This window comes from Pseudoalteromonas sp. CnMc7-15 (assembly GCF_022347925.1).
Taxonomy (GTDB): Bacteria; Pseudomonadota; Gammaproteobacteria; order Enterobacterales; family Alteromonadaceae; genus Pseudoalteromonas; species Pseudoalteromonas ruthenica.
In genome coordinates this window covers 54337-79115 of sequence record NZ_JAKRFT010000002.1, presented here as the reverse complement: position 1 = coordinate 79115, position 24779 = coordinate 54337, and the positions used below count along the sequence as shown (strand labels likewise).

Here is a 24779-nt window from a genome sequence, read left to right as displayed (position 1 = left end):
GTGTTTATTATGAGTACGATTAATCTTGCCGCCTATTGCGGTGGTGATTTCGGTCCCGGGATCACCAACGAATGCATTGCCGACGCGCAGCAAAGTGGTTTTACCACGCTTATTCTATGGGCCATGCATATTGGCCGCGCGGGTGATTTAAATAACAGTAACTGCCAAGCCGTGCCCGGCCAATCTTGGGGGGAGCTGGTTTTCAATGATGGCAATATCCGCATCACCGATGGCGACACCTTTAACCCTAATAACGACGCCGACATAGCCGCTTGGCCTAGTAAGTTGGCGCAGCTAAAACAACATGGCTCCAAGGTAGAAAAGATCTTTATTTCTATCGGCGGTTGGGGAGTATGCGATTTTCAAGCCATTGAGTACATGCTGGAAAATGGCATGCGCGAGCAAATTAAAGCTAACTTTAAAACATTACGAGCGGCCCTTACGGTCGATGGCGAGTGCCTAATTGATGGCGTTGATTTCGATAATGAAGAGGTGGTGAAAGCAAGTACCATTACTGAGTTTGCCGAAATCCTGTTTGATCTAGGCTATCAGGTTACCTTTTGCCCTTACCAACAACCCTCGTTGTGGCAGGGGTATATGCAAACCTTGTGGGATAAGGGCTACCGCGTTAGTTGGTGGAATCTACAATGTTATTCCGGCGGTCTTGGTAATCTTGAGCGCTTACAACCTTGGTTAGATGCGCTTTCGACCGTTGTCGGTGAAGGGCAGGGCGGCGCTTACCTGGTCGCTGGCTTGGCGGTAAAAGGGGCCAGCGACTCCAACCCAGAGCTGTGCCCTAGCGCGTTCTGCCAATCCTTCGCTGCAGTGAATGAGCTGGGTCTTGCCGGTGGCTTTATATGGAAGTATGACGCCGTACTCAGCAATAAAGCCGCCTGTGATGGTGCCATTCCCACGGCTGCCAGTTACAGCAAAGCCATCACGCAAGGCCTGAATAATGACTGCCCTTAGCAGCGCCTAATGACCTAGAAGAATAAAGTGTATACCTGAACGATGGTGGTGAAAGCCAAAACCATGCTTGATCCAAGACCTGCCCTCACCATTCTGGGGGTGATCTTACTCTGATATTTTCAAAGTGCGGTAGACTCCGCTAGATCCCCATCCCAGAACGCTCTATCTCTTCATGCAGCTCTTTCCAGTCAGGACAATACTTGGCGACTAGTTTCCAAAAGTTTTTGCTATGGCTTTTTTCTACGGTATGGCATAGCTCATGAAGGATTATGTAATCCATCACCTTATTGGAAAACTCCATGCAACGAGGGTGGAACTCCAGAACATTGTTCTCGGTGCAGTTAGCCCAACGTGCATCAAACTTTCTTATGTGGAAAGTTGTGGCTTGCATACCCGTTTCCTGCTGCCAATAGCGTAAGCGAGAAGCAACTTTCTCTAGGGCTTTCTGTTTGTAGAAACGTTCTAAAGCTGGTTTGAATCGCTTACGACTAACGAATTGGCCTTCGGGAGAAAGAACTTTAAAACGGCTTTGGTTAAACTTCACTTCTACCGTCGATAACTCTGGCGCGGGGATCACTTCACAATAGAAAGAACGACCACGATAAGGCGCTCGGCTACCTGTGACTATTTCTTCTTTTAACGGTTGATTGACTTCCGCTAAGCGCTCTTTAATCCATCTTGCTCTGTAACGAATCAGCTCACGTTGCTCATCCTCAGAGACACTTGGGCCTCTGAGAAGAACAGTCTTACCTCGTTCTACAGTAACGTAGTGGTGACTGAGTTTTGAGTCGAGCTTAAATTCCCACTCGATTTCAGTTGTACCGTATTGAAAAATTGGCATGTGTTTCTTTCGTCATTGATGAAGCAAAGGATCAGTTGTTCAGCATAATACTGAAAATTTCAGCAGAGTGCTGACGTGCTACTGTCATATCCCAGCCTCCAAGACCACGTAAAATCGTTCTGACTGTTTTTTTGATCTCATTATGAATATCAGTCTGTTTTTTCCATATCGGTGACAACATGACTTCAGCGATATCAGGGTGGCTAAAGATGCCTTTAGTCCATGCTAGAGCTTCAGCTTCCTCTACCTGTTTTTCCAGATAGTTGAACACGGCTCGCTCTGTTGCTGTACCCAAGCCCATCTCAGATGGTTTCGCATCTTTATCACGTATACGCTGAGCAAAAAGCTCTAGCTGTTCTAGGAATAGAGCTTGTTCAATACGTCCTTCACGTTCATCTTGGATAAGTTTCTCTAGCTCTTCTTCCAAGTCGCCAAAGAAGGCAGGATCTTTACCTTTCCCCGTCTTAATGGTGTGTTTGAGTTTGTTCTTCATGACCAACGCTGCACTCCCTGCACTTTTTTGTTTGCGGAGTAGATCCATATCCGCAGCATCAAGAATTGAAACTTCACGGCCTAGCAAGCTCTTAACTTCACTCGCTTCTATATGCTCGTCGAGCATGTTTTTAAGCAGTTCAGATTCAGATGCCGTAATGCGAACAGCATCTGCACTCTCAGGCATTTTGTTGCGCAGTTGGAGTTTTATCTCATTCAGTACTTTGAAGTAAGGTTGATATTTAGATGCGCGTTCATCAGGTAACACAATATCTAAGCGGCTATTGAATCCAGCGAGAGCAACTAAGAAGTCTTCAACAATATCTAGACGAGTATCTGGGTCTAGGTAGAGATCGGCATCCTCTTTGTAAGGTTCAGGTTGTTTCACTGGGTTGTGCTTTTTCGGAAGAATGTCTAACACTTTTGTCAAAGCAGATTGAAGGCGTGGTAGCTCGGCTTCGACGTCCGTCCATACTTGATCGGGTTGTACGTCACCCCCATAAACTTTCAGCGCTTCATCTAGGTACTCAACCACACCAAAATAATCGACAATGTAACCTGCTTTCTTGCCTTTTCGAGTTCGGTTTACACGAGCAATAGCCTGAAGCAAAGTATGTTCTTTTAGCGGTTTATCCAAATATAAAGTGCTGACAATAGGCGCATCCCAACCAGTTAACAGCATGTCAGAAACGATGACTAACCCAATGTTGTTAAACTTGATTTCTTCTTTGGTATTAGCGGATTCATCACCATACGGCAGCTTAAATTCATCATTCACCAAGCTTGGGATCTTTTCAGGCGGTACGGCTATCGGTGTTTGGCCTTGTTTGAGTTCCCGTTTGATGCGCTCTTCGATAGTTTCAAGTTTTGAGGTTGAGCCTGATGCATAGTGAGCTTGCTGTTCACTAATACCTGTGCGCTTATCTGTCATACTACCGAGAGAGATAACCACTCGGCTTTCAAAGGTCAGCAGACCTTTGTTTTGACGCTCCTGCATGATTTGGTTCAGTACGTCTTTATAGCGAACAGCCATATCACGCCCGTCACATACCAGCATTGCTTTAAAGCCGCGAGGCTTCACGCTTGATAGAAACTGTTCAACGAGATGGTGAGCATTCTCCTCAATACGACCGATAGCAACACGACGTTTTTTGAGTAACTCTTGCTTTAGCTTTTTCTTACGGGCTAAAGGCTCATTACCAAATTCATCCTCAAAAGCTTGTTTTAGCTTTCCGTCGCTTCCCCATTGCGCCATACCTTCAAGATATTTAATAGGCAGTGTCGCGCCATCTGCAACCGCCTCGTCGAGGCGGTAAGTATCGATGTATTCTTTACCGCCGAATGTACCCAGGGTTTCTTTATCGTCTTTAAACAGCGGGGTGCCCGTAAATGCGATGAACTTGGCATTAGGTAAAGAAGCACGCATGAATGCAGCAAGGAATCCATACTGGCTGCGGTGAGCTTCATCAACCATCACGAAGAAATTTGGCTTGGTACTCAGAACACGAAAATCTACTTTCTCTTCGCTAACGAGTTCCCATTTGGCTTTTTTAGGGTTGCCATTAGCATCGGTTTGACCGTGAAGAACATTGTTCTCCTTCAAAATCCAGCACTGCTCTTGCCCAGAATCATCCTTCCTCAAAACGCGTCTGACGCGACTTTTAGAGTCTGCAATGGAATCCTCATCTTCAGACTCTTTTGCGGCCTGTATCTGCTTACCATCACTTTCTTGAAACTTTTGAACGGTCGAAGTGAAAATGGTGCCGTAGTCATTGCTGAGCATGGCTTCTAGTCCAGCGACGGAATCTGCTTTAATCGACTCAAGACCGACATTGGTAAAGGTATTATGGATCTGACGGTCAAGGTCAGTGCGGTCGGTAAGAATCAAAATACTTGGGTTATTGAAACCAGAAATTTCGGCTCGCATTAAACGGGCAAGTAGTGCCATCGTCAGTGATTTACCACTCCCTTGCGTATGCCAAACCACGCCGCCAAGTTCTTGGCCTAATAGCTGTGGGTCTTTACCCTGTAGACGGAGTAGCGTCTTCTCTACTGCACGCCACTGTTGGTAACGTGGCAGCTTCTTGATCATGACGCCTTTCTCTATTTCATACATAGGGTAGAAACAGACTAAACGCACGAAGCGGGAAGGCTCGAATAATGCCCACAGTAGTTTGTCTTGCTCTGTAGGTTTCTTTCCTAATTGATTTTCTAATTCTGTAAGAACAATGTTCTCGTCAGGCTTTTTCGGATCAAATTTGTAAGTCAGATAGAACTGTTCTGGCGCATAGATCGCGCCATACTTGGCTTGGCTTCGATTAATGGCAGCACAGACCATATTAAAGGCAAAGTGTTGAGTAAAAGTGCCTTGATAGCCATCAATTTGTGCAATGCCTTTGCTGAGCTTAATTGAGCTGTTTTTACACTCAATCAAGCCAAGGGGTAAGCCATTAATGAATAACAGTAAATCTGGCTTAAAAAGCTCATCGTTGGCATTTTTGCCGACGTACTGATCAACCACATGGAATGAGTTACCCTTGGCACCTGTTTGGTTAATAAAGCGGATACTACGAGGTTGACCATTTTTGTCTTTTTGTTGCAGGTTCGATTGAAACAGAACATTCTTCCAGAACGCATGGTTAGCCAGCATTAAGTCGCTGTTATGCTCAAACCATATGTCTCTAAGCTGTTTAATTGCTTTGCTTGCACCGTTCGGAACCTCGGCCAGCCAAGGGTTAAGGGCGTGTAGTCTATCAGTTAACACCGACTCTAGAATAACAGGCTCAGTCTTGTGTATTTGTTCTACATCTCGACCTTTAATATGCTGATAACCAAGCGCTTTTAACCATTCAATTGCTGGGCGTTCTACCCCAACTAGCTCTGGACTCAATGATTCAGCCTGACCTGACATACCTTATTCCTTTATTTATTGTTATTCATTTTTTATTGTTCATTTAAATTACGTTTTTTGCTTTTTAGATGCCTTCGCTTGAAGGCATCATGAAGCAATCGCTAAGCGGCTTCAGTTTTCTCAACAGGAACTCGCCATTCGCCCGTAAGTAGCTTCTGCATCAAGCCTTTTTTAAGTTGCTGGGTTTCGGCTTTTTGTTGTTTTAATAGTGCTATTTTCTGTTCAGAAGCTAGCAGTATCTCAGCAATAAACTCTTGCTCTTCCAATGGTGGTAGAAATACAGTCAAAGGTTTCAATACTTGAAGGTTAATGTTTTTTTGAGCACTTTTCGTTGCTTTTGAGTCAAGTTCTGATTTCTGTGTTTGCATAAAAAAGAACAACCACAAAGAATCACATATATCTTTCTTTGCTTGTATGCCAACTAAGCTATCAGGGCATGCCAAGGGAAACTGAGTTATAGCAACATCACCGATATTTGCGGCAATAGTGATCAAAATTGTTTCTGGCGGAAAAGTTTTACTTACTGTTAACCCTAATTCATTAAGGGTTTGAGAGTAAGACTCAACATAAAGCTGAGCATTTACCACATCTCCAGTCTGCACGAAGGGGATATTTCCACCGAAATACTTAGGATCGTTACGAGGTCTAGCTGAAAACTTACCTCTCTCAACGGATGCAATATTTTCAAGAGATACTTTTAGCCAACACTTTGGAACTTTGCCAAACGGAGAGTCCTGAAACTCGGTATGTGGCTGCCAGTTTCCATTCTCGTCCTGAACACCGACCCCCTCTGAAAACAGTTTTTGCATTAAGCCTGTTTTAAGCTTTTCGGTTTCTGCAATTTTTTGGTCGATAAGATCGATTTTCTTATCAACAGTTGAGAGGACTTCCGCGATTTTTTGTTGTTCTTCTTTAAGAGTTGGGTAGCTAAAAGGAATTTTTTTTAATTGTTCAAGGCGAATTCCTTTAACCGTTGACCCTGTTCCCAAACTAGCTACTTGTTCTGCATGAAAGATCAGCCACTGAAAAAGATAGCTCTTGCATACTTCTTTGCTCGGAAACAGAGCCTTCAGGTCTTGGTTTATCGCCATCGCCTGAGTTGTTATTGCTACTTTACCTAAAGCCATACGTGTTGGAATAACGATAGTCTCAGCAGGAATTAAGTTGCTCGAACTATTTTTTAGGCCCTCTTCGGATATTTTGTCAGCAGTATCATCAAGCTTTGTTGAAGATAAGTCTTTGACACTCGCCCACGGAATATCTCCGTCCCAATATTGGGGGTTAGCTTTTGATGGAGTGCCACCGCCCACAATTTTTTCTAAGATGTAACCTAGTGACTTAGATTTCCATTGTGTTAATGTCATTTTGCAACCTCAACAGGAAGGCTCTCTAGCATTGAATTCAGTTTTATATCCAATTGTTCTAATTGGATATCGATTTTCTCCAGTTGTTTAAGGCTCTCACTTACACATATGATCTCTTCATCTTCTGAAGTATCAATATAACGACTGATATTGAGATTAAAGTCATTTTGCTTGATTTCAGCGATATCAACGACACGAAGATACTTATCCACTGTTGCAGCGTCTAGCAGATCCGAAATTGTATCTTCCGTTTGCTCTCCTGCTTCAACTAAAGCTTGTTTCGCTTTGCTGTACTCGGTCGTGATACGTTTAATATCGCCTTCGCGAAGGAAGTTCATCGCTTTACCCTCGCCAAACTCGGCGGAAGCATCAACGAAAATAACCTTGTTCTTCAGTGCAGCAGGTTTGTCTTTATTAATGATTAAAACCGCAGCCGCAATGCCTGTGTTGAAGAAAAGTGCTGGCGGCAAACCAACTACACCTTCGATCAAGTCGCCTTTAAATTCATCGTTGCCGATAAGCATACCTTTACGAATTTTACCCTCATCACCTTCACGGAACAGTACGCCGTGAGGGACGACAACGCCGATACGACCATCATCTTTCGTTGAGGAAATCATATGCTGAACAAAGGCTAGATCTGCTTTTGTGCGCGGTGCAACGCCGAGACCAAAACGGCCATAAGGATCTTTAAGGTCAGTGCTGTACTTTACATTTCTTTCTTTGCCGTTATCGCCAACTATCTTGCCGCCATTCAATTCCAATGGTTCCCACCAGTTTTTGATTGAAAATGGAGGGTTGGCAATCACACGGTCGAACGTTTGAAGGCCTTCGCCATCTTTATGTAATGGGTTTACGAGAGTATCGCCGCGCTTGATGTCACCATCTAGGTTGTGCAAGAACATGTTGAGTTTGGCAATCGCCCATGTTCCTAGGTTCTTCTCCTGACCGTAAAGTTTACAGTTAGGCTTACCCATGATGGTGCCATTCTCGTAGTTTTCTCTGATGTGACGAGCGGACTCAACCAACATGCCGCCACATCCACAGGTCAAATCGTAAATCTCATGACCTGGTTGTGGGTCAATCAGCTTAACGATAAGTTCTACCACTTCATGAGGGGTGTAAAACTCGCCACCTTTCTTACCAGCATCATCAGCAAATTTGCCAATCAGATACTCGTATGCATCGCCAAGTAGGTCGGCTTTGTAGAGGTTTTTATTGCCTAGCTTGTGCTGGTTAAAGTGACGGAGTAAGCGAGTTAGCAGATCATTGCTGAGTTTCTCTTTATCACCGAACTGAATGGCCGTGAGTACTTTTTCCAATGATGGGTTTTGGTGTTCGATTTCAGCAAAGGCTTCATCAATGTACTCACCAATATTTTCCGTTCTTTCGATAAGCTTATTCCAACGTGCATATACAGGGACGAATTGCTCTGGGTTATCTTCCTGAATCTGCGCCATTGCTTCTTCAGCGCTGCAACCTTCCTCTTCCATCACGGCTTCTACACGCTCGTCAAATACGTCTGAAAGACGTTTTAAGAACAGGAGACCAAAGATATAGTTTTTGAAGTCTGAGCTATCTACAGTGCCACGCATGATGTTTGCACTGCCCCAAAGCCATGTTTTTAGCTCTTCAAGGCTGATTTTTTCTACTGTTTGGGTTGTCATAGTATTCTGTCGTTTATTTCTCCGCACAGCGGAGGTCATAGATAATTGTCGGTATTATACAATAAGCAGCCTTGCTTAAGCTGCTTACTGTCATAAAGAGTCAAACTAAGGGTGTTTCGCTGCAAGCCATGCGTAGTAAACCAAAGCGTTCAAGACATACCAGCGTGACTTTGCATTTTTATCTTGCCTTACATCCTTAAACCAATGGAAAAACATTGACTTAACTTCAGGGGTTACTTTGAACGTCATCCTCACGTTGTTATGACACAAATACAGCTCTTCTGTTGCTTGAAGAGGACGTACACCCATAGCGCACAGGTAAGCCGCTTGTACGATTGCACTCAGGGCTTTTTTCCTCTTATTTTGCTTTTCCCTTGTTCCAACATTCTCAAACTGGTGCTGAAAATCAGAAAAAAGCTTTTCTGGAACAGGGATCCACTCGAAAGTTTGATTCGCTGTTTTTATACGATAATGTTTGTTTCTTGCTAATGTATAAAACTCAGCTTTTGGTAGTTGTGTCTCAATAGATACAGTGATTTTTAACATTTAGTACCCCCCATACGTTATTGGTTTAGTAGTGCGAATAACTCCTCTTGAGTCTCTTCGAATTGTTGTTTTGATTGCTGAAGCGCCATCATCTGCTCTTCAACAGAAGGCAATACAAGCTCTTCCTCAGCAGACAGGTAATGGGCTACATTTAGATTATTACCTGAGTTGTCATGCTCTAGCTGTCTGATTTCTCGAACCGTTACATTTCTTGCATTAGGGCTATCTTCGGAACCATTCACAAGGCTTCGAGCTAACTTAAGATCCTCTACATTTAAGGTGACTGTTGTTCTATTTCTATTGCCGATTTCTCTCAAATCAACAAAACGAATAGGTGAGCCTTTTTCTTTAGATTTATCTAAGATCAGTAACACTGGCTCTATGCTTGTATGGTTTAGAGAACCAGATGGTAAAGCTACGACTTTGTCTACCAACTCGTTATCAAGCAGATACTCACGTACTTCAGCGTCATATCCACCTCTAAACAGACAGCCCTGAGGCAGCACTAGATAAGCTTTTCCTTTGCTCTCTAAATGATACAAAGCAAACTGAATCCATAATGCATCTCCCGCAGACGTTGGCAGTGCTTTATTCAAATCAAGAACATATGGAATTGTTGCTATCTGCTCTCTAATTTCACTATCTAACCGCAAGCCAAGTGGTGGCTCCATAACAACAAGGTCATACTTTTGTTTGGGATGGTTTAGCTCAAGTAAGCTGTTACCAATGGAAAGCTCTGCATTCTTGTTTTCGATGATCAAGAGGCGTTGAGCAAGGCTGGCAGTAGAAGCCACGTACTCTTGAAGAAAACTATGTTTTGTTTCAATCAATGAAGTCATACGTGCTAGGCCACAAGCTGCATCTAGTAGGCTCTTATCGTGAACATCGCCAATTAGTGCTGGCAACAATGCCTCTGTATAGCGAGAGCTGCCAAACTCTCCTGATGCTTTACCCACGTTCTCAGTCAACTCCTCTCGGATAGCTGATGCCAACGGTTTTAAGTCTTCTAACTCAGATAGCGTGTAAACAATATCAACAACAATTTGATCAGGTAGCCTCGATAAAGAGATGCTTGGTTCAAAAGTATGCGAGAGCACCCCATCAACCATTTTTTTAATTTCAGGAACCAGTGTATTGGCTCCCATATCTTTAATTTTATCGAATTGATCAGGTGCTAAAGATGCACCAGCGGCAATAGTCGCAATGACATCTAAACCATCACGTACCTCTACAGAGCCTCGGCAGTGGTCTAACATTTTCCATAGCGATTTCTTATAGTTAACCATTACGTTATTCCTCCCACATCCAATTAAGAACCTTCGCCTGTACGGCTTTCTCTTGTTCCTCAATTAAAGACGTCGCAGCTCTTTTCGCCTTTACATGCGAATGAAACAAAGTAGAGATTTGATGCTGTTTAACGATCGATGGGAAAGGTAGTTCCAGCTTCTTTAACGAGCCTAATGAAATACTCTTGACCGCATTAGTTGAAGAGGAAATGCTCGGACTATTTAAAGCTTGCTTTCCGATAGGAGAGTTAAAGTAAGTAACCAAAAACTCACCAGATTGCTCTTCCTTCAAGCGCAAGACTATGAAGTTTGCAGTAACCACAAGGTTTAGTTTCGCTGCGTCTTCATCGACAATACAACAACGCATTGACTGACCACGAGCTAGCAAGACGACATCCCCTGCTTTGAGCAGGAATTTACCGATCTGTTTCCCTTCCTTGATTTCGATATCTTGTAACCCTTCAGTCGCTATATAGCCATCCGAGCTAAGATCTGATGCGCGGAGTGCTTTATAGGTTTCACGTGTTCCTGATACCTCTTTGTTGAAGAAAGAGTTGGGAGCGCCTGCAAACATAGCTGCACATTGCTTAGATAACATACCACCTCCTAAAATCGTAAATCGCTTAGTATTTATGTGTTAAAAGTATATTAGACATCACATTGCTAATAGTCAACTAGTAAATACTAATTAAATTACGATTTTTGTGTATGAATAATGATTGTGAGTGGGAGGCTCTCATTCGAATTAAGTAAGATTATGATTTGATAGGGGATATTCCCTGCTACCTTCTGAGTGTCGTGGTAGCAGGGCAGTGTTGGCTGTTAAGCTGCGGACTTGGTAGTTTCGGATGGGGCCGTATTAAAGAAAGCTTAGTTGCGAGCGTTTCTATGCATCTTGGCCTTTCTTCTGAATTAGTACCATTCATTCAATAAGATAGTTCATATTAGGCGGCCCGTTTAGCAAACTCAACAGGCGATAAAAATTCAGCGAGCTGCGTGGTCGAACATGGTTATACTGGTCTCGCCACAAATTGATTTCATACCTTGCTTCTTCCATCGTCCTAACCCAGCGCTGGTTTAAACACTCATTCCTGAATGTGCCGTTTAAGCTTTCAAACAAATGTGTTTTGAGTTGGCTTCCCTGGCTGGATAAAGCTGAGCTTTACGCTTGTTTCTCTTGACCAAAAGAGAGTAGCTCTACTCGTAAACTCTGGGCTGTTATCACACACTATTGAAGTGGGGGCATCTCGTACTCCGAGCTTCCGGAATAACCACCCCGAGCTTCTTATACCTAAGCATCGGCAATGAGGCGGGGGAAATGAAAAGTGTGTATAGTGGCTTTACCAACACCATTGCTCGCAATCGCTCTGTTGATTTAATTTTGCAATTAGAAGAGTTTACAGACACCCCCCATGATCTAACCATGACGGCGGGTTTGTATAATGCGCTCACCGGGCTCAATCAATACCAACAAGGGCAGAAAGTACACTAGTGCTTGCTCATCGCTGCTCTCCTGTGCGGTGGTGGCCTGCTTAACTAGGTGATGTCGAGGTAAACGATAAGGTGTGGCATAATGCCCCACCTTATTTTATCCAAGGGCGCTGTGGTTGTTTTTTGTCGTTAAGTACCTTGCTTTTCTATCGGGCTGTTTAAGCTGCTTTATTTTACATAGCCATTGGGCTGTGCCGCTCGTTCCCGCTGCCGCTGCAACTGGGTTAATAGGCTCCGTTATTCCCTTTCCAAAACGCTTTGCAGGCCACCCTAATGCCGCTGTGTATGCTGGGAGCTTTGCGGGTATGTGTTCAGCTGAGCTCATTTCGGGTTACTGGCAACTAGCCGTTATCGCCTTTATTGGCACAACGTTGTACGCGTTGACGATGAATCTTTTTACTGGCTTCGGCGGTAAACTTGGAAGCGTGGCCTTTGTCAGTGTGGCGCTATTTATGTTAGTGCAAGGAGGGGTAGGTTAATGGTGCTCACTATTGTTATTGCGGTGACTGCTGCGTTTGCCACCTATTTCCTTTCCAAGCTGCGTTACTTCAACGCGCTACGTGCCTCTAGTTTGTTGTCTCTTATCGCGTATGCGCTGTTTTCATTGATGAGCACTCATGCAGAGCTGTATTCAGTGGTTTTCTTTGGCGGCACCTTTGTGGGTATGAGTACCCCGGCGCGCTTTGGCTACTATACCTTAACCAGTGCGGCCGTGTTGTTTGCATTGCTATTTCATTACTTGGTGCCGCATTTACACGGTTATGGCGGCGCCCTCGGGGTCAGCGCGTTTCTCAGTGTGTGCTTATGTCAGCTGGCTATTGTGCTCGGCGCACCGCGCAGCCGTAAAAGTGGGTAGGCTACACGCTATGGTTTGCGTGAAGTTGTCCGCGAATATTATTAGTATTTAGAGCGGGGCTGATAATATAAAAAAGCGCCCAGATGGACGCTTTTGGGGGTTCCTTTGAGCAGGAACAACACACTATGAGAAGGGTCTTACGGTGCTACATGGCCTTGCAATTGCTTGAGGCTAGATTGCGCCGTTTTTAGATTTGCACGGGTAATGGTATTGCGCTTTGTTTTATATGCGGCGCTGAAATCGTCCAGCGCGGCCTGGTATTCGTTTTTCAAAGAGTGGGCGATGCCACGGTTGCCATAGGCGTAAGCAGTAAGCTCGCGACGCTTGTTGGCATTTACATCTATCTCACTGATCAGTTCAATCGCGAGGCTACACATTGAAAGCGCTTCGTCTGCCTTACCTACTTGGATGTGCGCAGCACACTGGTTCACCGACTTCTCGAATGCAGCTTGCTGGTCTAACTCAGTGACATTGCCTAAGTTGATTACCTGGTCGTATTGCCCTGCAAGTACTGCTTTTGATGTGTCGTTGTCATCGATGACGGCTAATTTGTAGTCAGCGGCGTAACTACTCGTTAAAAATGTGGCTGTCGTAATGGCTAGAGCTAATTTGAGCGTTTTCACGGTGCTATCCTCGGGTTGTGTGTTTGCTTCGGTATTAACTGTAGGTTTAAAGCTTTTACTCTACAAACGATATAAATCGCACCGTTAAATGAAAAAAATTTATCTATAGATGAGTCCGCGAGTTCATTGTGCAGCCGGAATTCTATGCGAAGCTGATAATATAAATACAATCAATTAATTAGCCCCTGATTAGGCTATCGCCGTTGTCTAGATGGTCGCGTCTGGATTTTATTGCCTGCTAAAAATGTTGAAAATAGCAATTATCAGCATGGTGGTTTTTACCTAAATTAAGGACTATGCTTTGACCCTAGCTTGACGCGGTATCTGTTAAGCGCTGACTTTTTGCAATTGAGGCAGATACAACCGTGAAAACTTTAAGCTGGTGGGCGTTGTTACTTTGTTCATTAGGTGTAGCTGGTTATGCGTTATACGCATACAGCTTTTTGCCTCTCGGCTCGTTGGTGCACCCCGATATGCAAGTGGTGTTTAACCAACATCAACTGGCTATTTATGTGCATGTGTTTGGCTCGCTAACGGCTTTAGCGCTGGGACCGTGGCAATTTTTGTCTACTCTGCGTTCGCGTTACCCGCAGCTGCACCGTTGGTTTGGCCGTGTTTATTTACTAGTCGGTGTACTGCTAGGTGGGCTCGCTGGCTTGGCATTGGCACAAACTGCGTTTGGTGGTTTAGTGTCTATCGTTGGGTTTACTGGTTCAGCTTTGGTGTGGTTAATCACTGGGTTTATGGCCTTTTTCTGTGTTATGAAAAAGGATTTTGATGCTCATCGACGTTGGATGATACGCAACTTCTCTGTCACTTTCTCTGCTGTCACCTTGCGCATTTATCTGGGGGCGTTTATGGCGTCAGGCATACCTTTTACTGATTTTTATCCGCTACTTGCCTGGTTAAGCTGGGTACCTAATCTTCTCATAGCGGATTGGCTATTCAATCGCCATCCTGCGCCCAGATAAAATCAAAAATTCTCAACCCTAATTGACCTATCCAAGGCATCAATCTCATCTTGTGTACAGCACAGACACACTTACAAAGTTTGTAACAACTCTGTCGTTGGAAGCATCACTCAGGTTTGGTAAAAGTAATGATATCAGGACAAAGCGAAAGGTTGTTGCTTTTGATGTAAGAGCCGCTTTGAGATAACAACAATAATAAGGAAGATGTAAACGATGAGTTATGCGCTATCAATGCCAGGATTTCAATCAAAATACAAAGCAGAGGATGCCTCACAAGCCGGATTTTTATCTGGGCTGTGGCATGGTTTATTAATGCCTGTGTTTTTCATTGTCAGTTTATTTAAAGATGGTGTCAGCATCTACGAAACGAATAACAATGGCAATATGTATCACTTCGGCTACCTGTTGGGCGTGTGGGCCTTTGCTGGAAATACCATCAATATCACCATAGGCCATGCTGTTGTTTAATCTTATCAAGATAAATTGAAGTTTTAGGCGAGCTTGCTGACACAATATGCACCCGTTTTTTTAAGCGATGGCTTAACAGTGTTAGCAGCTCACTTATTGATATAACACGCTACTTTGGTTGTCGATACCAGAGGACTTATCGCGTTACTGTTTATAGGTATTGATCACCCACTGGGTAAAATCAGCCAGTGGTGAGTCAGGTTCAGCCACTTCATGCTCAACTAAATAGTATTTATCCTTGGTCCATAAGGGCTTGTTGACCAGTGGCCATAGTAATCCTTCATTAAACCAAGTGCGGCTAATCGGCATGGGGATTAACGCCACCCCCATTCCTTGCTGCGCCGCGCGGGCAACCCCAAACATACTATCAAGTTGAATGATCTGCTTGGGCGCGAAATCCCCTGCATAATGGTATTCAGCCCATTGATGCCAAGACCAAGGTCGCGACTGATGGACGATTAGTGGCAGCTCACTTAATGCCTGCTCGCTATTATGTTGCCACTGCTCGTAGGTAGTGCGGTTACAAGCGGGAATATATTCCAACGCAAATAATTCAGTGGCAATGCCACTGACCGGAGTGTCATGCGAGAGAACAATTGATAAATCGGTGCTGCGCACTTTTTGTGTGCGGGTGCGCAAAGTGTCGACCTCTAAATTGACATCGGGATGCTGTGAAGTCCATTCACTGAGCACTGGCATCAATAGCTCGCTGGCGAAAAACTCTGGCAAGGCAATGCTAATGGTGACGTTATTATCTTTGTGACTAAAGGTGCGAATAGTCTGCTCAAGATCAGTGATAATAGGCTCTATGGCATCGAAGAAGTTTTTACCTTCGTTGGTCAGTATTATTGCCCGGGTACGGCGCTGAAAAAGTGCGAAGCCAAGCTGCTGCTCGAGTTGTTTTATTTGGTGACTGACAGCCGAGGGGGTGAGGTAGAGTTGCTCAGCCGCTTGTTTGAAGCTCAAGCAGCGAGCTGCGAAACAGAATGCGCGAAGTCCTCTAATGGGTGTCTGCATAAGTATTTTTTTGAGTAAAATAGAGAAGAAGCAATTTATAAACCAACTATACACTTGTGTTTAAACTAGGGTATAGCGCACGCAGCCTTTGCTATTGCTTAATTAAAATGTGCTTGCTGCACTAACTCGGTGCAGCGCGAATCGTTATTGTGCACCTGGCATTCAAGCAGCCGTCATCCATAACGGCTGCCATTGAAGCACTACATATTACCTAAGGTCACCATCATGGCGGTGTACATTTTGAGGTTGAGACGTAGCTGCTTAGGGGTCATAAACTCATGCTCGGAGTGACCGGTATAGGCTTTGCCAGGCATGGATGGGCCGAAAGACACGGCGTTATCAAACAGCTTGGCATTGGTGCCACCGCCAATGGAGACAAATTCCGCCTGCTTATCGCCTGTGTAGTGTTTGAAAATATTTAGCAGGGCGTCGGCGTGCGGAGCGTCATCCAATAGCATAGGGGTGCCAATTTCGATATCAACCGCTGCCAGCTCAACTTGGTGATGACGCTGCCATCTGGTCAAAGCGCTGTTAATTTCTGTACGCAGCTGCGACTCAGGCTTGCCCTCTGGCCGACGTAAGTTTACCGAGAGGGTGAGCGTGTCGTTTTGGCGTTCAATTAAGGTCGGTGCTACCGTCATTGGGCCCATAAAGTCATGGCTATAGGCAATGTCGCCAAACTGCTTGCCATAGAGATCTAAGCCAATAAGCTCATTAATAAACAGCAAGGCTTGGCCATCGGCATTGGTTGCCAGCTCCAGATCATTAAACACCGCGCCTAAGTGGGCAATGGCATTGACTCCAGACTCGGGCTCCGACGAATGCGCTGAGGTGCCTTTGACGCGCACTAACACTTCATTATCGGCCAGCTCTTCAATTTGAACCTCAACGTCACTGAGCTTTGCCGCATTGGCACGCAGCGTAGCTATCACTTCGGCACTGGCATTGTGCACACGCACGCTGGCATCTTCAGGAATTTGGCTTACAAACGCGCCTCCTGTTAACTCACTGACATACATCTGTGAGCCCTGATAAGTACCGCTAAAAGTGGGGGCCACTAGGCTCCAGCCTTTTTCGGCTACCACCACAGGGTAACTGGCATCAATGGTCACCGCATATTTAGGCTGCTGATAGCTTTGCATAAAGGTGCGTAGCGGTTGCCAGTCGGACTCTTCAGCCAAATAAATCATCAGTTCAATGCGATTATCTAATTGTATGCCCTGGTCTTTAATGGCTTTCATGGCATACAACGCGGTGGCGATTGCGCCTTTGTCGTCCTCGGTACCCCGGGCGATTAGTTTGCCCGGCTCGCTCGTGCTATCAAGCACAAACGGGCTTTTGGCCCACTTTGATGCATCGGCTGGTTGCACATCGCCATGGGTCACTATAGTCACCTTGTCCCGCTGCTCACCCATGCCAATAAGCACGGTGTAGCCTAAATCTTGATAATCCAAGCCGAGCTGCGCAGCCTTCATTTTCAAAAGGTGTTTGAAGCCAATAAACTCAGGGTTATCAGGTGTTTTATATGCACTTGTATTAACCGTAGCGAACGACACCATATTCGCGAGAGTGTGAATTTGTGCGTCTTGGTATTCATCGACAGCGTACTGTGCCAGTGCGTCGTGGTAAGTGGGGGTGGCGTGACTTAAACTCGCGTGGCTTAGCAGTGCCAATGCGGCAGCGAAAAGTGATGACTTCAAAGCAGATCCCGTTAAGATAAGGTTTTGAAGTATATGGTAACCTTTAGTGAAAATATGAACCAGTAATATACTGAGTTGAAGTTAAAAAACAAAAGGCGCAAAAGCAAGTACACTTAAACACTTAACACCTGTATCGTGGGTATATCTCACACACTCTTATTTAACTAGTTATAAGTAACATTTCAATTTATGGCACCACTAAGAAAGACCAGTTTGTCCATGCAATTAGCCGATGAACTGGGAAAAGCAATAATATCTGGACACTACAATAGCGCCCACGCTTTGCCTACTGAAGCTAAATTATGTGAGCAATACAATATTAGTCGTACAGCCGTACGTGAAGCAGTAAAAATGCTGGCGGCAAAAGGAATAATCTCTTCTCGTCCACGCCAAGGAATACGCATAGAAGACGCTGATAACTGGAATCTTTACGACCCGCAGGTTCTTACTTGGATGCTAGACAGCAACCCTTCGTTATCGATACTCAAGGAGTTCTTGGAAATGAGGCTCGCTATTGAGCCACAAGCCGCAGCTTTAGCGGCTCAGCGTGCTGATAGTGAGTCTATCGCTAAAATAGAACACGCTTGGAAAAACATGGCAGCCTCTGTGGATTGCGACAGTAACTTTCATCGCTACGATATAGATTTTCACCTAGAGTTACTTAACGCAAGTGGCAACCGCTTTCTTCGTCAGCTCAGAGACTTTACCAGTACCGCACTTAATGTCAGTGTTCGTTACACTACACCGATTAAGGGCGACACGCATATGGTTGTTGAGGCGCACAAAAACCTCTTCCTTGCCGTTGCAAATGGCGAAGTCGACAAGGCAAGGGCTTTATCGGTGAGTATGATTGAAGAGGCGATTGCATTAATTGAACAAGTTAACAGGTAACGTTTACAGGCGTCGAGTCGCATATTGTTGGTAATCTACAGGTGCCGCAGCTTTACGTCGCAGTAACACTACGCTCAGCGCCCACATCACCAAGCCACCGGCAAACAAACTTGCACTGACATAGCCTGTTTCGTTCATCTGTAGACCATAAGTAAGGGCCATGCCCCCAGCCCACGGACCGATTGCATTGGCAGTATTAAAGGCACATTGCACTAGCGCCCCAATCATGGCATGGCCTTGCGGCGAGACCTGCATAAGCAGCGACTGGATCACCGTGCCTAAACCAACACTAAAGCCAATAAAGAAGATCACCTCACACAGCAGATAAATATTTGTGGCTACATTAACATACAGCAACGCAAACAAGGTCGCGCCAAGCAGCGCTGCACCTGTGGTGATAAGCGCAGAGTGGTCGGCGGCTTTACCCAGTACATAATTGCCTAAGGTACAACCTATACCGAACATCACCATAGCGATGGAAATGGTGACGGCAGCGCTTTGCGTAACCTGTAAAATGGTGTCGGCGATATAGGTATAAATACAAAAGACGCCACCAAAACCTATGATAATGATTCCGAGAATAGACCAAACAAGTGGATTCTTAAGCACCTCTAACTGATCGCCTAAATGAGTGTGCTCTTTGTTGGCTTGGTTTGGCACCAGCCATAACACCAGCACAAAAGCGATTAAGGCCAGTAGGGCCACCAGAGCTAAACAATAGCGCCATGAGAGTGATTGGCCTATTAAGGTAACGAGCGGCACACCGACAATAGTGGCGATGGTCAGCCCCATAAATACCTTAGCCATAAAGCTTGCGCGGCGATGAGCGGGGGCCAGCTGAGCCGCCAGCAACAGCGCAGTACCAAAATATGCGCCATGAGGGAGGCCGCTTAACAACCGAAATAGCACGAGCTGCTCCAGCGTTTGGGCCATTGCGCTGAGGCCATTGGCAACAAACATAATGGCAACGAATATGGCCAGCGCGTTTCGCTTATTCATGTTTGCGCACACGAGCATAAACACCGGTGCGCCAATCACGACGCCGATGGCATAGGCGCTAATGGCATAGCCACTTTGCCCGGGGGTTACCGCAAAGGTCTCACTGATCAAAGGTAACATGGGCATCATCGAAAATTCAGTCAGACCTAAAATAAAGGTCCCCAAGGCCAACACGAGTAAAATAACGCCAATAGGTTGGCGGCCCTGACTATCAAGGTGGTGCATAAGAACCCTTTTGTAGTAATTGGTTGTGATTATCGGCGCCAATGGAGACAGAAAAACAGGAGAGAGATTGAGTCTGAGACTGTACGACGCCTATTTGTATGATAATTTAAAGTGGCACCCTCAAGCAAGGGCTGAGCTTAGGTTTGTACCTTGAATTCGAATGCAGCGCCAGCCTCACACCGGCGCTATAAGAGGTTGTTGTTAGTAGTCGAACTTATGTTGGCTAAACAGGCTTTGCACTTGTTGCCATACCGGGCCGGGTTGGCCGCTGCCAATGACTTGATCGGCGACTTTAACCACCGGCCCGACTTCTTTGGTTGCTGAGGTGATCCATACTTCATCGGCGTTAAGTAATTCCGCTTTGCTGATCACGCGTTGTTGCACGGCAAAGTCGCTGTGCTCGGCTAAAATGGTGAGGATCAGCCAGCGGGTGATCCCAGGCAGAATCTGGTGATCTAACGGCGGGGTGCTGATCACGCCATCTTTGACGATAAACACATTGCTGGAGCTTGCTTCGGTAATCTGCTCATCACTATTGAATAAGATGGTCTCTTTGTTACCTGCCGCCGCGCCGCTTTGATAATGCATCACATTGCCAAGCAGGGCGGTGGACTTAATGTTACAGCGTTGCCAACGTTTATCTTGCTCGAGGGAAACATGGTAGCTGGTGGCTAACTCCGGATCGCAAACCGGCTCGCCGGGCAGCTCAAAACAAAAGGCGAAAACCGTGGGCGTGATACCTTGCGGGTAGGCGTGGTTGCGTTTGCTATCGGCCCCACGGCTAACATGCAGATAGATACCTTGGTTTGGGCCCGGGTTCTTGGCAATCAAGGTGTCACAGATTTGCCGCCATTGCTGCGCCGTGTAGTCAAGCTCAATATCAATGGCCGCTAACCCCGATTGCATGCGTTGGATATGGGCATCAAACCCGAGCATCTTACCGTGGTAGGCGGGCACCACCTCATAAATGCCGTCACCAAATAAAAAACCGCGATCCATCGGTGAGATTTTAGCCTGCTCTGGTGGCATGTAATCGCCATTTAAATACACAAGGCTCATGGGGTTTCCTCATTCTCTTGGGGCAAAAAGCCCGTTAACTGTCGTAATTGGTTGATGATACCTTGGCCATGGCTGGCATCGAGACTGTCTTCGGTCAGCTCATTGCGTAAAGTGACGCCATCGACACTGCCAAGCTCGCTGCAGTAGCGCAATAACGCCGGGCTATCAATATCACCTAACAGGTCTTGTTGCTGCCACAACCCCAGAAAAGCAATTAAGCCATATGCGCCCCAGTTCGACACGTCGGCCACAACCAACTCATCACAACTGGTGACACTGGGGGTAATTGCGAGTTGTTCAAGGGCTTCGCTTACCTTACCCATGCCAATTTCATTGCCGCCATCGCCAATGGCCAAGGTTGGACAAGGGGCCAACGTCATATAGGGGTCAAAGCTGGCGCAGCCGGAGCTAATATCTTCACCGCGCATATTGGTGTAGCGTCCTTGCGCGTTGAGCCCAGGACGCTCGATGGCGAGCACACAGCTGACCCGGTGATGGTGGTAGTAGGCCTGGGCTTGTTGATGAGCGCCTACGACATCATTTAAAGGCAGCGGCATACAGTTATAATCCTCGGCGATCTTCCTGTATAGCGGATCTGCGCAGATTAATTTAACTTCTTTGCCGAGTGTGGTTAGCGCCTGATATAGCGCCATTGCGCCGACCGGGCCATCGGTTTCAAAGGTCCCCGCTACGGGGAAGCCTGTAGCAATTAAAATTTGCTCTTGGGCCGCAAATAACTGCTTAGCGGCGCGATAGACAAAGCCGGGTTGCAGCGCCTTTTGTACCTGCGCCATGCCGCGCAAATTCTGCGCCACCAGGCAGTCTTCAATGTGTCGACTGAGTTGTAGTTGCGGTGTTAGCGGGCACACAGTGCACGGATCTCTTTGATGGCATTGACGGCTTCGAGATTATCGCCATGAACACACAAGGTATCGGCATTGAGCGCGAGGCTTTGGCCACTGTCGGTGATGACTTTGGCCTCGGCCACCAATAATTGAACTTGCTCAAGCATAGCTTGTTTATCCAACACACTGCCTGATTGTGAGCGTGGGGTAAGGGTGCCTTGATCGGTGTAGCGGCGGTCGGCAAAGGCTTCAAATAATAATGACAGGCCGTGCTGCTGCGCCATTAATTCATGTTGTTGGCGCTGCCCGGTGGCCAGCAACATCAGCTGCAACTCGCTCGGATAGTCGGCGATGGCCTGCATCACGGTAGCGAGAATAGCGTTATCACGCATCATATCGTTGTATAAGGCGCCATGCGGCTTCACATAGCGCTGCGTTAACCCTTGCACCCTGGCCATGCCCTCTAAAGCGGCGATTTGATAATGTAAATCGCTACACAGTTCGTCGGCACTGAGCGCCATGGAGCGTCGCCCAAAGCCTTGGCGGTCAGGGTAGCTGGGGTGTGCGCCAATACTTACCTGATGGTGTTTGGCCAGTGCTAAGGTGCGGGCCATTACCTGAGGATCGCCGCCATGAAAGCCGCAGGCGATATTGGCTAAATCAATGTGGGGCATGGCTAAGGCATCCTCACCCATACGCCAGTTGCCAAAGCTTTCACCTAAGTCGCAATTCAATAGCATAAACACTCCTAAAAGCTCGATAGTGCGGTGTTTTTAATATCTAAAATCAGCATATGCCCGGGGCTATGGGTGATGCAAAAATCCGGGCGAGCAGTGGCAATGGCCACCTGCGGCGTCACCCCACATGGCCAGAAAACCGGCACCTCGCCTGGTTTTATGGTCACCGCATCACCAAAGTTGGGCCGCTTAATATCGTTAATGCCAATGGCCTGAGGATCGCCAAAATGCACCGGTGCGCCATGCACACTAGGAAAGCGGCTGCATATTTGAATGGCGCGAATGGCATCTTTAGGGGTCATGGGCCGCATACTCACCACCATGTTGCCGCCAAACACGCCGCTGCGGTGACAGGCTTGATTGGTCACATACATGGGAACATTGCTGTTTTCGGTGATATTACGCACTTCAATGCCATCGGCCAATAACGCCTCTTCAAAAGAAAATGAGCAGCCGATCAGAAAGGTCACTAAGTCCTTGCGCCACAGCGAGGAGATCTCGGTTTGCTCACTGACTTTTTGTCCTAGCTCATACACCCGATATTTGGGAATGTCGGTGCGAATGTCCAGATCCTGCGCTAAACGCGGTAGCTCGGTGGCGCCCGCTTCTGTGTGACCGAGTAACGGACAGGCTCGTGGGTTATTTTGACAAAAGCCCAAAAAATCATAGGCATACTTTTTAGGCAAGATCACCACATTTGCTTGCACATAACCGGGGGCAAACCCAGAAGTATGCCCTGAATAATGACCATCGCGTATCAACCGACGGATGTCCGCAGGTGTTTTTAAAGAGGCGTTTGCGTCCATAACAGTATCTTATATCGTGTTTATCCCCACCCTAGCGCAGAACCTTGGTCGGCGCTATAGTAACCGGCAGTTCTCCAGGGGCATCCCGCAATCCTAAGAGTACCTTGGCCAATGCAGTAAAGGCTGGGCCTTGTACGGTTTCGCCATCATCAATATCAATATTATACGCATAGGTTGCCAACACGGCCTGCGCGTAGGCGCCAAATTGAGTAATGTCATAAGGGGCTCGCAAGCTGACAAATATCACCGGGGTGTCGCTTTGCTGCGCGTGTTGTAATAACGATTCCAGCGCATCGGGTTGCTGCTGACGATTCAGCGCAAACTGCGCTAAGGCTGAAACATCGTCCATGCCGCCTATTTCGACGGCACTTTGTGGTGGGCTGGCATTCGCGGCGATGACTACATCGGCGTCATTGATATCCAAGTATGCTTGCTCAGGGTCGTGGCCTTGCAAACTAATGCAGTGAAACACTCGGTGCTGTTCGCTGAGGTGATCCAGAGCTTGCTGCAACGCCATACACTTGCGGGTATCGGGCATAATGAGCGCCACTTTGCGCGCTTGCTTTATTAAGGTGGTGGCCCGCTGTCCAGCTTTGATATCGGTGATGGCGGCGCTGGCCAGCTCGGCTTCAATGGCCCGGTGACTGGCGTTGCCTAAGGTCATCGCCGCTAGTTCGGTTTGTAGCAGGTGATTGTCAAAGTGCGCTGGCAGTAATTGATAGTCGGCTTTCAAAGCCATGACTCGCTGCGCTGATTGCGCAAATTCGCCGCGCTCTAACTCGCCGCGCTCAATGGCATGGGCTACGGCATCAATGAGCTTATTAAGCTCGGCAATATCTTGTTCATTGCGAATAGCAATAGGCATAAGCGCAATATCGACACCGGCCTTGAAGGTGTTAATGAGTGCATCCTCGGGGGTAAAAAAGTCACTGATACCCGCCATATCTAACGCATCGGTGATGGTGACACCCTGATAACCCAGCTCCTCACGCAGCAGTGAGGTCATAATGGCCCGCGACATGGTAGCCGGTTTAACCATTGTTTGCCCCTGTTTACTGACAAAGGTGCTGCTGTCGAGCGCCGGGTATTGAATGTGTGCGGTCATAATCATGCCCGGGGCATGGCCGGCCTCAATTACCGCCCTAAACGGGGCAATATCTTGGGCCATGACCTGCTCTTTGCTATGCATGACCTTGGGCAAACCTGTGTGGCTATCGACATTGGTATCGCCATGACCCGGAAAGTGCTTTAACGCGGCAATGACCTGTTGGTGTTGATAGGCGTCAACCTGAGCGCCGCCAAGCTCAGCGACTCGGGCCGGGTCTTCACCAAAGGAGCGCACATTGATCACCGGGTTGTTAGGATTCATATTGACATCTAAGGTGGGCGCGTAATTAACGTTAAAACCAACTGCCCGAAGCTCTTTAGCAATCACTTTGGCACTGGCGCTGGCATAATCACTGCCATGCTTTGCATAGGTCGCACCGATGGACATATTACCAGTCATCGCCGTACCAAGATGACGGGGAATACGAGCAACGCGCCCCCCTTCTTGGTCCACACTAATAAACAAAGGGGCCGCTAATGAGGAGGCCAGCGCCGCTTGTTGTAAGTCGCGGTTCAGCGCGACAATTTGCTCGGTGTTGTCGATGTTCTCGGCAAATAGGATCACGCCACCAATGTGGTGCGTGCTAATGGCATCGGCAAGAGCCTCTGGCAGCTTGGTCATCGGGGTGCGACAGCGCTCACTGGCAGTGCTATCACCGCAATAATAGCGAAAGTCTAACATTAGCTTTTGGCCAATTTGCTGCTTTAAGGTGAGCTGGGTAGCGGCAAAACTTGGGGCACTCATAACGGCATATCCTACTATGGCAAGGCTTAGTGCCTTGGCTATCTGGCGAAAAAACACGGCTCGCTCCGAGACTGATTTTGGAATAAACTATTCACGATTCTATAGTGTGTAGTGGTAAAAAAACAACCACTTTAGACGGACTGACCTTAACATGTACTGATCT

23 protein-coding genes and 1 pseudogene are annotated in these 24779 nt (G+C 46.7%); 7 read left to right on the top strand and 17 right to left on the bottom strand.

Going from position 1 to position 24779, the window contains the following annotated elements; translation table 11 throughout:
• Positions 1–9 precede the first annotated feature (9 nt).
• Positions 10–969: a hypothetical protein gene (locus tag MHM95_RS04140; RefSeq protein WP_239384365.1), complete on the top strand. Its 960-nt coding sequence runs from the start codon at positions 10–12 to the stop codon at positions 967–969.
• A 139-nt stretch (positions 970–1108) separates the two neighbouring features.
• On the opposite strand, the gene MHM95_RS04135 is transcribed toward MHM95_RS04140, so the two are convergent.
• From MHM95_RS04135 to MHM95_RS04100, 8 genes and pseudogenes are all read right to left on the bottom strand, one after another.
• Positions 1109–1810: a SprT family zinc-dependent metalloprotease gene (locus MHM95_RS04135; protein ID WP_239384363.1), complete on the bottom strand. Its 702-nt coding sequence runs from the start codon at positions 1808–1810 to the stop codon at positions 1109–1111.
• 31 nt (positions 1811–1841) lie between these two features.
• Complete coding sequence (locus tag MHM95_RS04130; protein WP_239384362.1) at positions 1842–5213, bottom strand: type I restriction endonuclease; 3372 nt, start codon at positions 5211–5213, stop codon at positions 1842–1844.
• A 101-nt stretch (positions 5214–5314) separates the two neighbouring features.
• Positions 5315–6577: a restriction endonuclease subunit S gene (locus MHM95_RS04125; protein ID WP_239384360.1), complete on the bottom strand. Its 1263-nt coding sequence runs from the start codon at positions 6575–6577 to the stop codon at positions 5315–5317.
• Positions 6574–8244 carry a class I SAM-dependent DNA methyltransferase gene (locus MHM95_RS04120; protein WP_239384359.1) on the bottom strand — a complete coding sequence of 557 codons (1671 nt, stop codon included), beginning with the start codon at positions 8242–8244 and terminating at the stop codon, positions 6574–6576. The genes MHM95_RS04125 and MHM95_RS04120 overlap by 4 nt, the downstream gene beginning before the upstream one ends.
• Before the next feature lie 105 nt (positions 8245–8349).
• On the bottom strand, positions 8350–8790 hold the full coding sequence (locus MHM95_RS04115; RefSeq protein WP_239384357.1) for a hypothetical protein: 441 nt from the start codon (positions 8788–8790) through the stop codon (positions 8350–8352).
• Between the two features lie 17 nt (positions 8791–8807).
• Complete coding sequence (locus MHM95_RS04110; RefSeq protein WP_239384356.1) at positions 8808–10076, bottom strand: N-6 DNA methylase; 1269 nt, start codon at positions 10074–10076, stop codon at positions 8808–8810.
• A gap of 4 nt (positions 10077–10080) precedes the next feature.
• The gene (locus tag MHM95_RS04105) at positions 10081–10674 is read right to left on the bottom strand and encodes a restriction endonuclease subunit S (RefSeq protein WP_239384354.1); all 594 of its coding nucleotides are present in this window, start codon (positions 10672–10674) and stop codon (positions 10081–10083) included.
• Positions 10675–11020: 346 nt separating this feature from the next.
• Positions 11021–11308 (bottom strand): annotated as a pseudogene (locus MHM95_RS04100) (integrase core domain-containing protein); the annotation flags it as partial.
• An 86-nt stretch (positions 11309–11394) separates the two neighbouring features.
• On the opposite strand from MHM95_RS04100, the gene MHM95_RS04095 reads away from it, so the two are divergent.
• The 3 genes from MHM95_RS04095 (at position 11395) to MHM95_RS04085 (ending at position 12423) form a co-directional block, all read left to right on the top strand.
• Positions 11395–11568, top strand: a complete 174-nt coding sequence (locus MHM95_RS04095) for a hypothetical protein (RefSeq protein WP_239384352.1) — start codon at positions 11395–11397, stop codon at positions 11566–11568.
• 115 nt (positions 11569–11683) lie between these two features.
• Positions 11684–12046: a hypothetical protein gene (locus MHM95_RS04090; protein WP_171036783.1), complete on the top strand. Its 363-nt coding sequence runs from the start codon at positions 11684–11686 to the stop codon at positions 12044–12046.
• A complete protein-coding gene (locus MHM95_RS04085; RefSeq protein WP_152441809.1) occupies positions 12046–12423 on the top strand; it encodes a hypothetical protein in 378 nt (125 codons plus the stop codon). Before MHM95_RS04090 ends, MHM95_RS04085 begins: the two co-directional genes overlap by 1 nt.
• A gap of 137 nt (positions 12424–12560) precedes the next feature.
• Here the strand turns inward: MHM95_RS04085 and MHM95_RS04080 are convergent, their stop codons facing one another.
• The gene (locus MHM95_RS04080) at positions 12561–13046 is read right to left on the bottom strand and encodes a hypothetical protein (protein ID WP_022945464.1); all 486 of its coding nucleotides are present in this window, start codon (positions 13044–13046) and stop codon (positions 12561–12563) included.
• Positions 13047–13411: 365 nt separating this feature from the next.
• On the opposite strand from MHM95_RS04080, the gene MHM95_RS04075 reads away from it, so the two are divergent.
• Both MHM95_RS04075 and MHM95_RS04070 read left to right on the top strand, forming a co-directional pair.
• Positions 13412–14017 carry a DUF2306 domain-containing protein gene (locus tag MHM95_RS04075; protein ID WP_052698264.1) on the top strand — a complete coding sequence of 202 codons (606 nt, stop codon included), beginning with the start codon at positions 13412–13414 and terminating at the stop codon, positions 14015–14017.
• 213 nt (positions 14018–14230) lie between these two features.
• Positions 14231–14485, top strand: a complete 255-nt coding sequence (locus MHM95_RS04070; RefSeq protein WP_052698265.1) for a hypothetical protein — start codon at positions 14231–14233, stop codon at positions 14483–14485.
• A gap of 144 nt (positions 14486–14629) precedes the next feature.
• Here the strand turns inward: MHM95_RS04070 and MHM95_RS04065 are convergent, their stop codons facing one another.
• On the bottom strand, positions 14630–15502 hold the full coding sequence (locus MHM95_RS04065; RefSeq protein WP_022945468.1) for a LysR family transcriptional regulator: 873 nt from the start codon (positions 15500–15502) through the stop codon (positions 14630–14632).
• A 200-nt stretch (positions 15503–15702) separates the two neighbouring features.
• Positions 15703–17175, bottom strand: coding sequence for a dipeptidase (locus tag MHM95_RS04060; RefSeq protein ID WP_239384918.1), 1473 nt, complete (start codon positions 17173–17175; stop codon positions 15703–15705).
• Positions 17176–17421: 246 nt separating this feature from the next.
• On the opposite strand from MHM95_RS04060, the gene MHM95_RS04055 reads away from it, so the two are divergent.
• Positions 17422–18093: a FadR/GntR family transcriptional regulator gene (locus MHM95_RS04055; RefSeq protein ID WP_239384350.1), complete on the top strand. Its 672-nt coding sequence runs from the start codon at positions 17422–17424 to the stop codon at positions 18091–18093.
• A gap of 3 nt (positions 18094–18096) precedes the next feature.
• Here the strand turns inward: MHM95_RS04055 and MHM95_RS04050 are convergent, their stop codons facing one another.
• From MHM95_RS04050 to MHM95_RS04025, 6 genes are all read right to left on the bottom strand, one after another.
• Positions 18097–19317 (bottom strand): MFS transporter, encoded by a 1221-nt coding sequence (locus MHM95_RS04050; protein WP_239384348.1) that lies wholly within the window; start codon positions 19315–19317, stop codon positions 18097–18099.
• 201 nt (positions 19318–19518) lie between these two features.
• Positions 19519–20376, bottom strand: a complete 858-nt coding sequence (locus MHM95_RS04045; protein ID WP_045980096.1) for a D-amino acid aminotransferase — start codon at positions 20374–20376, stop codon at positions 19519–19521.
• Positions 20373–21191, bottom strand: coding sequence for a glutamate cyclase domain-containing protein (locus tag MHM95_RS04040; RefSeq protein ID WP_239384347.1), 819 nt, complete (start codon positions 21189–21191; stop codon positions 20373–20375). Before MHM95_RS04040 ends, MHM95_RS04045 begins: the two co-directional genes overlap by 4 nt.
• Positions 21192–21232: 41 nt before the next feature.
• Positions 21233–21961, bottom strand: coding sequence for a 5-oxoprolinase subunit PxpA (locus MHM95_RS04035; protein WP_239384345.1), 729 nt, complete (start codon positions 21959–21961; stop codon positions 21233–21235).
• An 8-nt stretch (positions 21962–21969) separates the two neighbouring features.
• Positions 21970–22764, bottom strand: coding sequence for a putative hydro-lyase (locus MHM95_RS04030; protein ID WP_239384343.1), 795 nt, complete (start codon positions 22762–22764; stop codon positions 21970–21972).
• A 31-nt stretch (positions 22765–22795) separates the two neighbouring features.
• A complete protein-coding gene (locus MHM95_RS04025; RefSeq protein ID WP_239384341.1) occupies positions 22796–24616 on the bottom strand; it encodes a glycoside hydrolase family 3 protein in 1821 nt (606 codons plus the stop codon).
• Positions 24617–24779 lie beyond the last annotated feature (163 nt).

Bases quoted from the DNA above. Each gene is read 5' to 3' on its own strand.
- MHM95_RS04140 (WP_239384365.1), top strand. From the start codon at position 10: ATGAGTACGATTAATCTTGCCGCCTATTGCGGTGGTGATTTCGGTCCC.
- MHM95_RS04135 (WP_239384363.1), bottom strand. From the start codon at position 1,810: ATGCCAATTTTTCAATACGGTACAACTGAAATCGAGTGGGAATTTAAG.
- MHM95_RS04130 (WP_239384362.1), bottom strand. From the start codon at position 5,213: ATGTCAGGTCAGGCTGAATCATTGAGTCCAGAGCTAGTTGGGGTAGAA.
- MHM95_RS04125 (WP_239384360.1), bottom strand. From the start codon at position 6,577: ATGACATTAACACAATGGAAATCTAAGTCACTAGGTTACATCTTAGAA.
- MHM95_RS04120 (WP_239384359.1), bottom strand. From the start codon at position 8,244: ATGACAACCCAAACAGTAGAAAAAATCAGCCTTGAAGAGCTAAAAACA.
- MHM95_RS04115 (WP_239384357.1), bottom strand. From the start codon at position 8,790: ATGTTAAAAATCACTGTATCTATTGAGACACAACTACCAAAAGCTGAG.
- MHM95_RS04110 (WP_239384356.1), bottom strand. From the start codon at position 10,076: ATGGTTAACTATAAGAAATCGCTATGGAAAATGTTAGACCACTGCCGA.
- MHM95_RS04105 (WP_239384354.1), bottom strand. From the start codon at position 10,674: ATGTTATCTAAGCAATGTGCAGCTATGTTTGCAGGCGCTCCCAACTCT.
- MHM95_RS04095 (WP_239384352.1), top strand. From the start codon at position 11,395: ATGAAAAGTGTGTATAGTGGCTTTACCAACACCATTGCTCGCAATCGC.
- MHM95_RS04085 (WP_152441809.1), top strand. From the start codon at position 12,046: ATGGTGCTCACTATTGTTATTGCGGTGACTGCTGCGTTTGCCACCTAT.
- MHM95_RS04070 (WP_052698265.1), top strand. From the start codon at position 14,231: ATGAGTTATGCGCTATCAATGCCAGGATTTCAATCAAAATACAAAGCA.
- MHM95_RS04065 (WP_022945468.1), bottom strand. From the start codon at position 15,502: ATGCAGACACCCATTAGAGGACTTCGCGCATTCTGTTTCGCAGCTCGC.
- MHM95_RS04055 (WP_239384350.1), top strand. From the start codon at position 17,422: ATGCAATTAGCCGATGAACTGGGAAAAGCAATAATATCTGGACACTAC.
- MHM95_RS04050 (WP_239384348.1), bottom strand. From the start codon at position 19,317: ATGCACCACCTTGATAGTCAGGGCCGCCAACCTATTGGCGTTATTTTA.
- MHM95_RS04045 (WP_045980096.1), bottom strand. From the start codon at position 20,376: ATGAGCCTTGTGTATTTAAATGGCGATTACATGCCACCAGAGCAGGCT.
- MHM95_RS04035 (WP_239384345.1), bottom strand. From the start codon at position 21,961: ATGCTATTGAATTGCGACTTAGGTGAAAGCTTTGGCAACTGGCGTATG.
- MHM95_RS04030 (WP_239384343.1), bottom strand. From the start codon at position 22,764: ATGGACGCAAACGCCTCTTTAAAAACACCTGCGGACATCCGTCGGTTG.
- MHM95_RS04025 (WP_239384341.1), bottom strand. From the start codon at position 24,616: ATGAGTGCCCCAAGTTTTGCCGCTACCCAGCTCACCTTAAAGCAGCAA.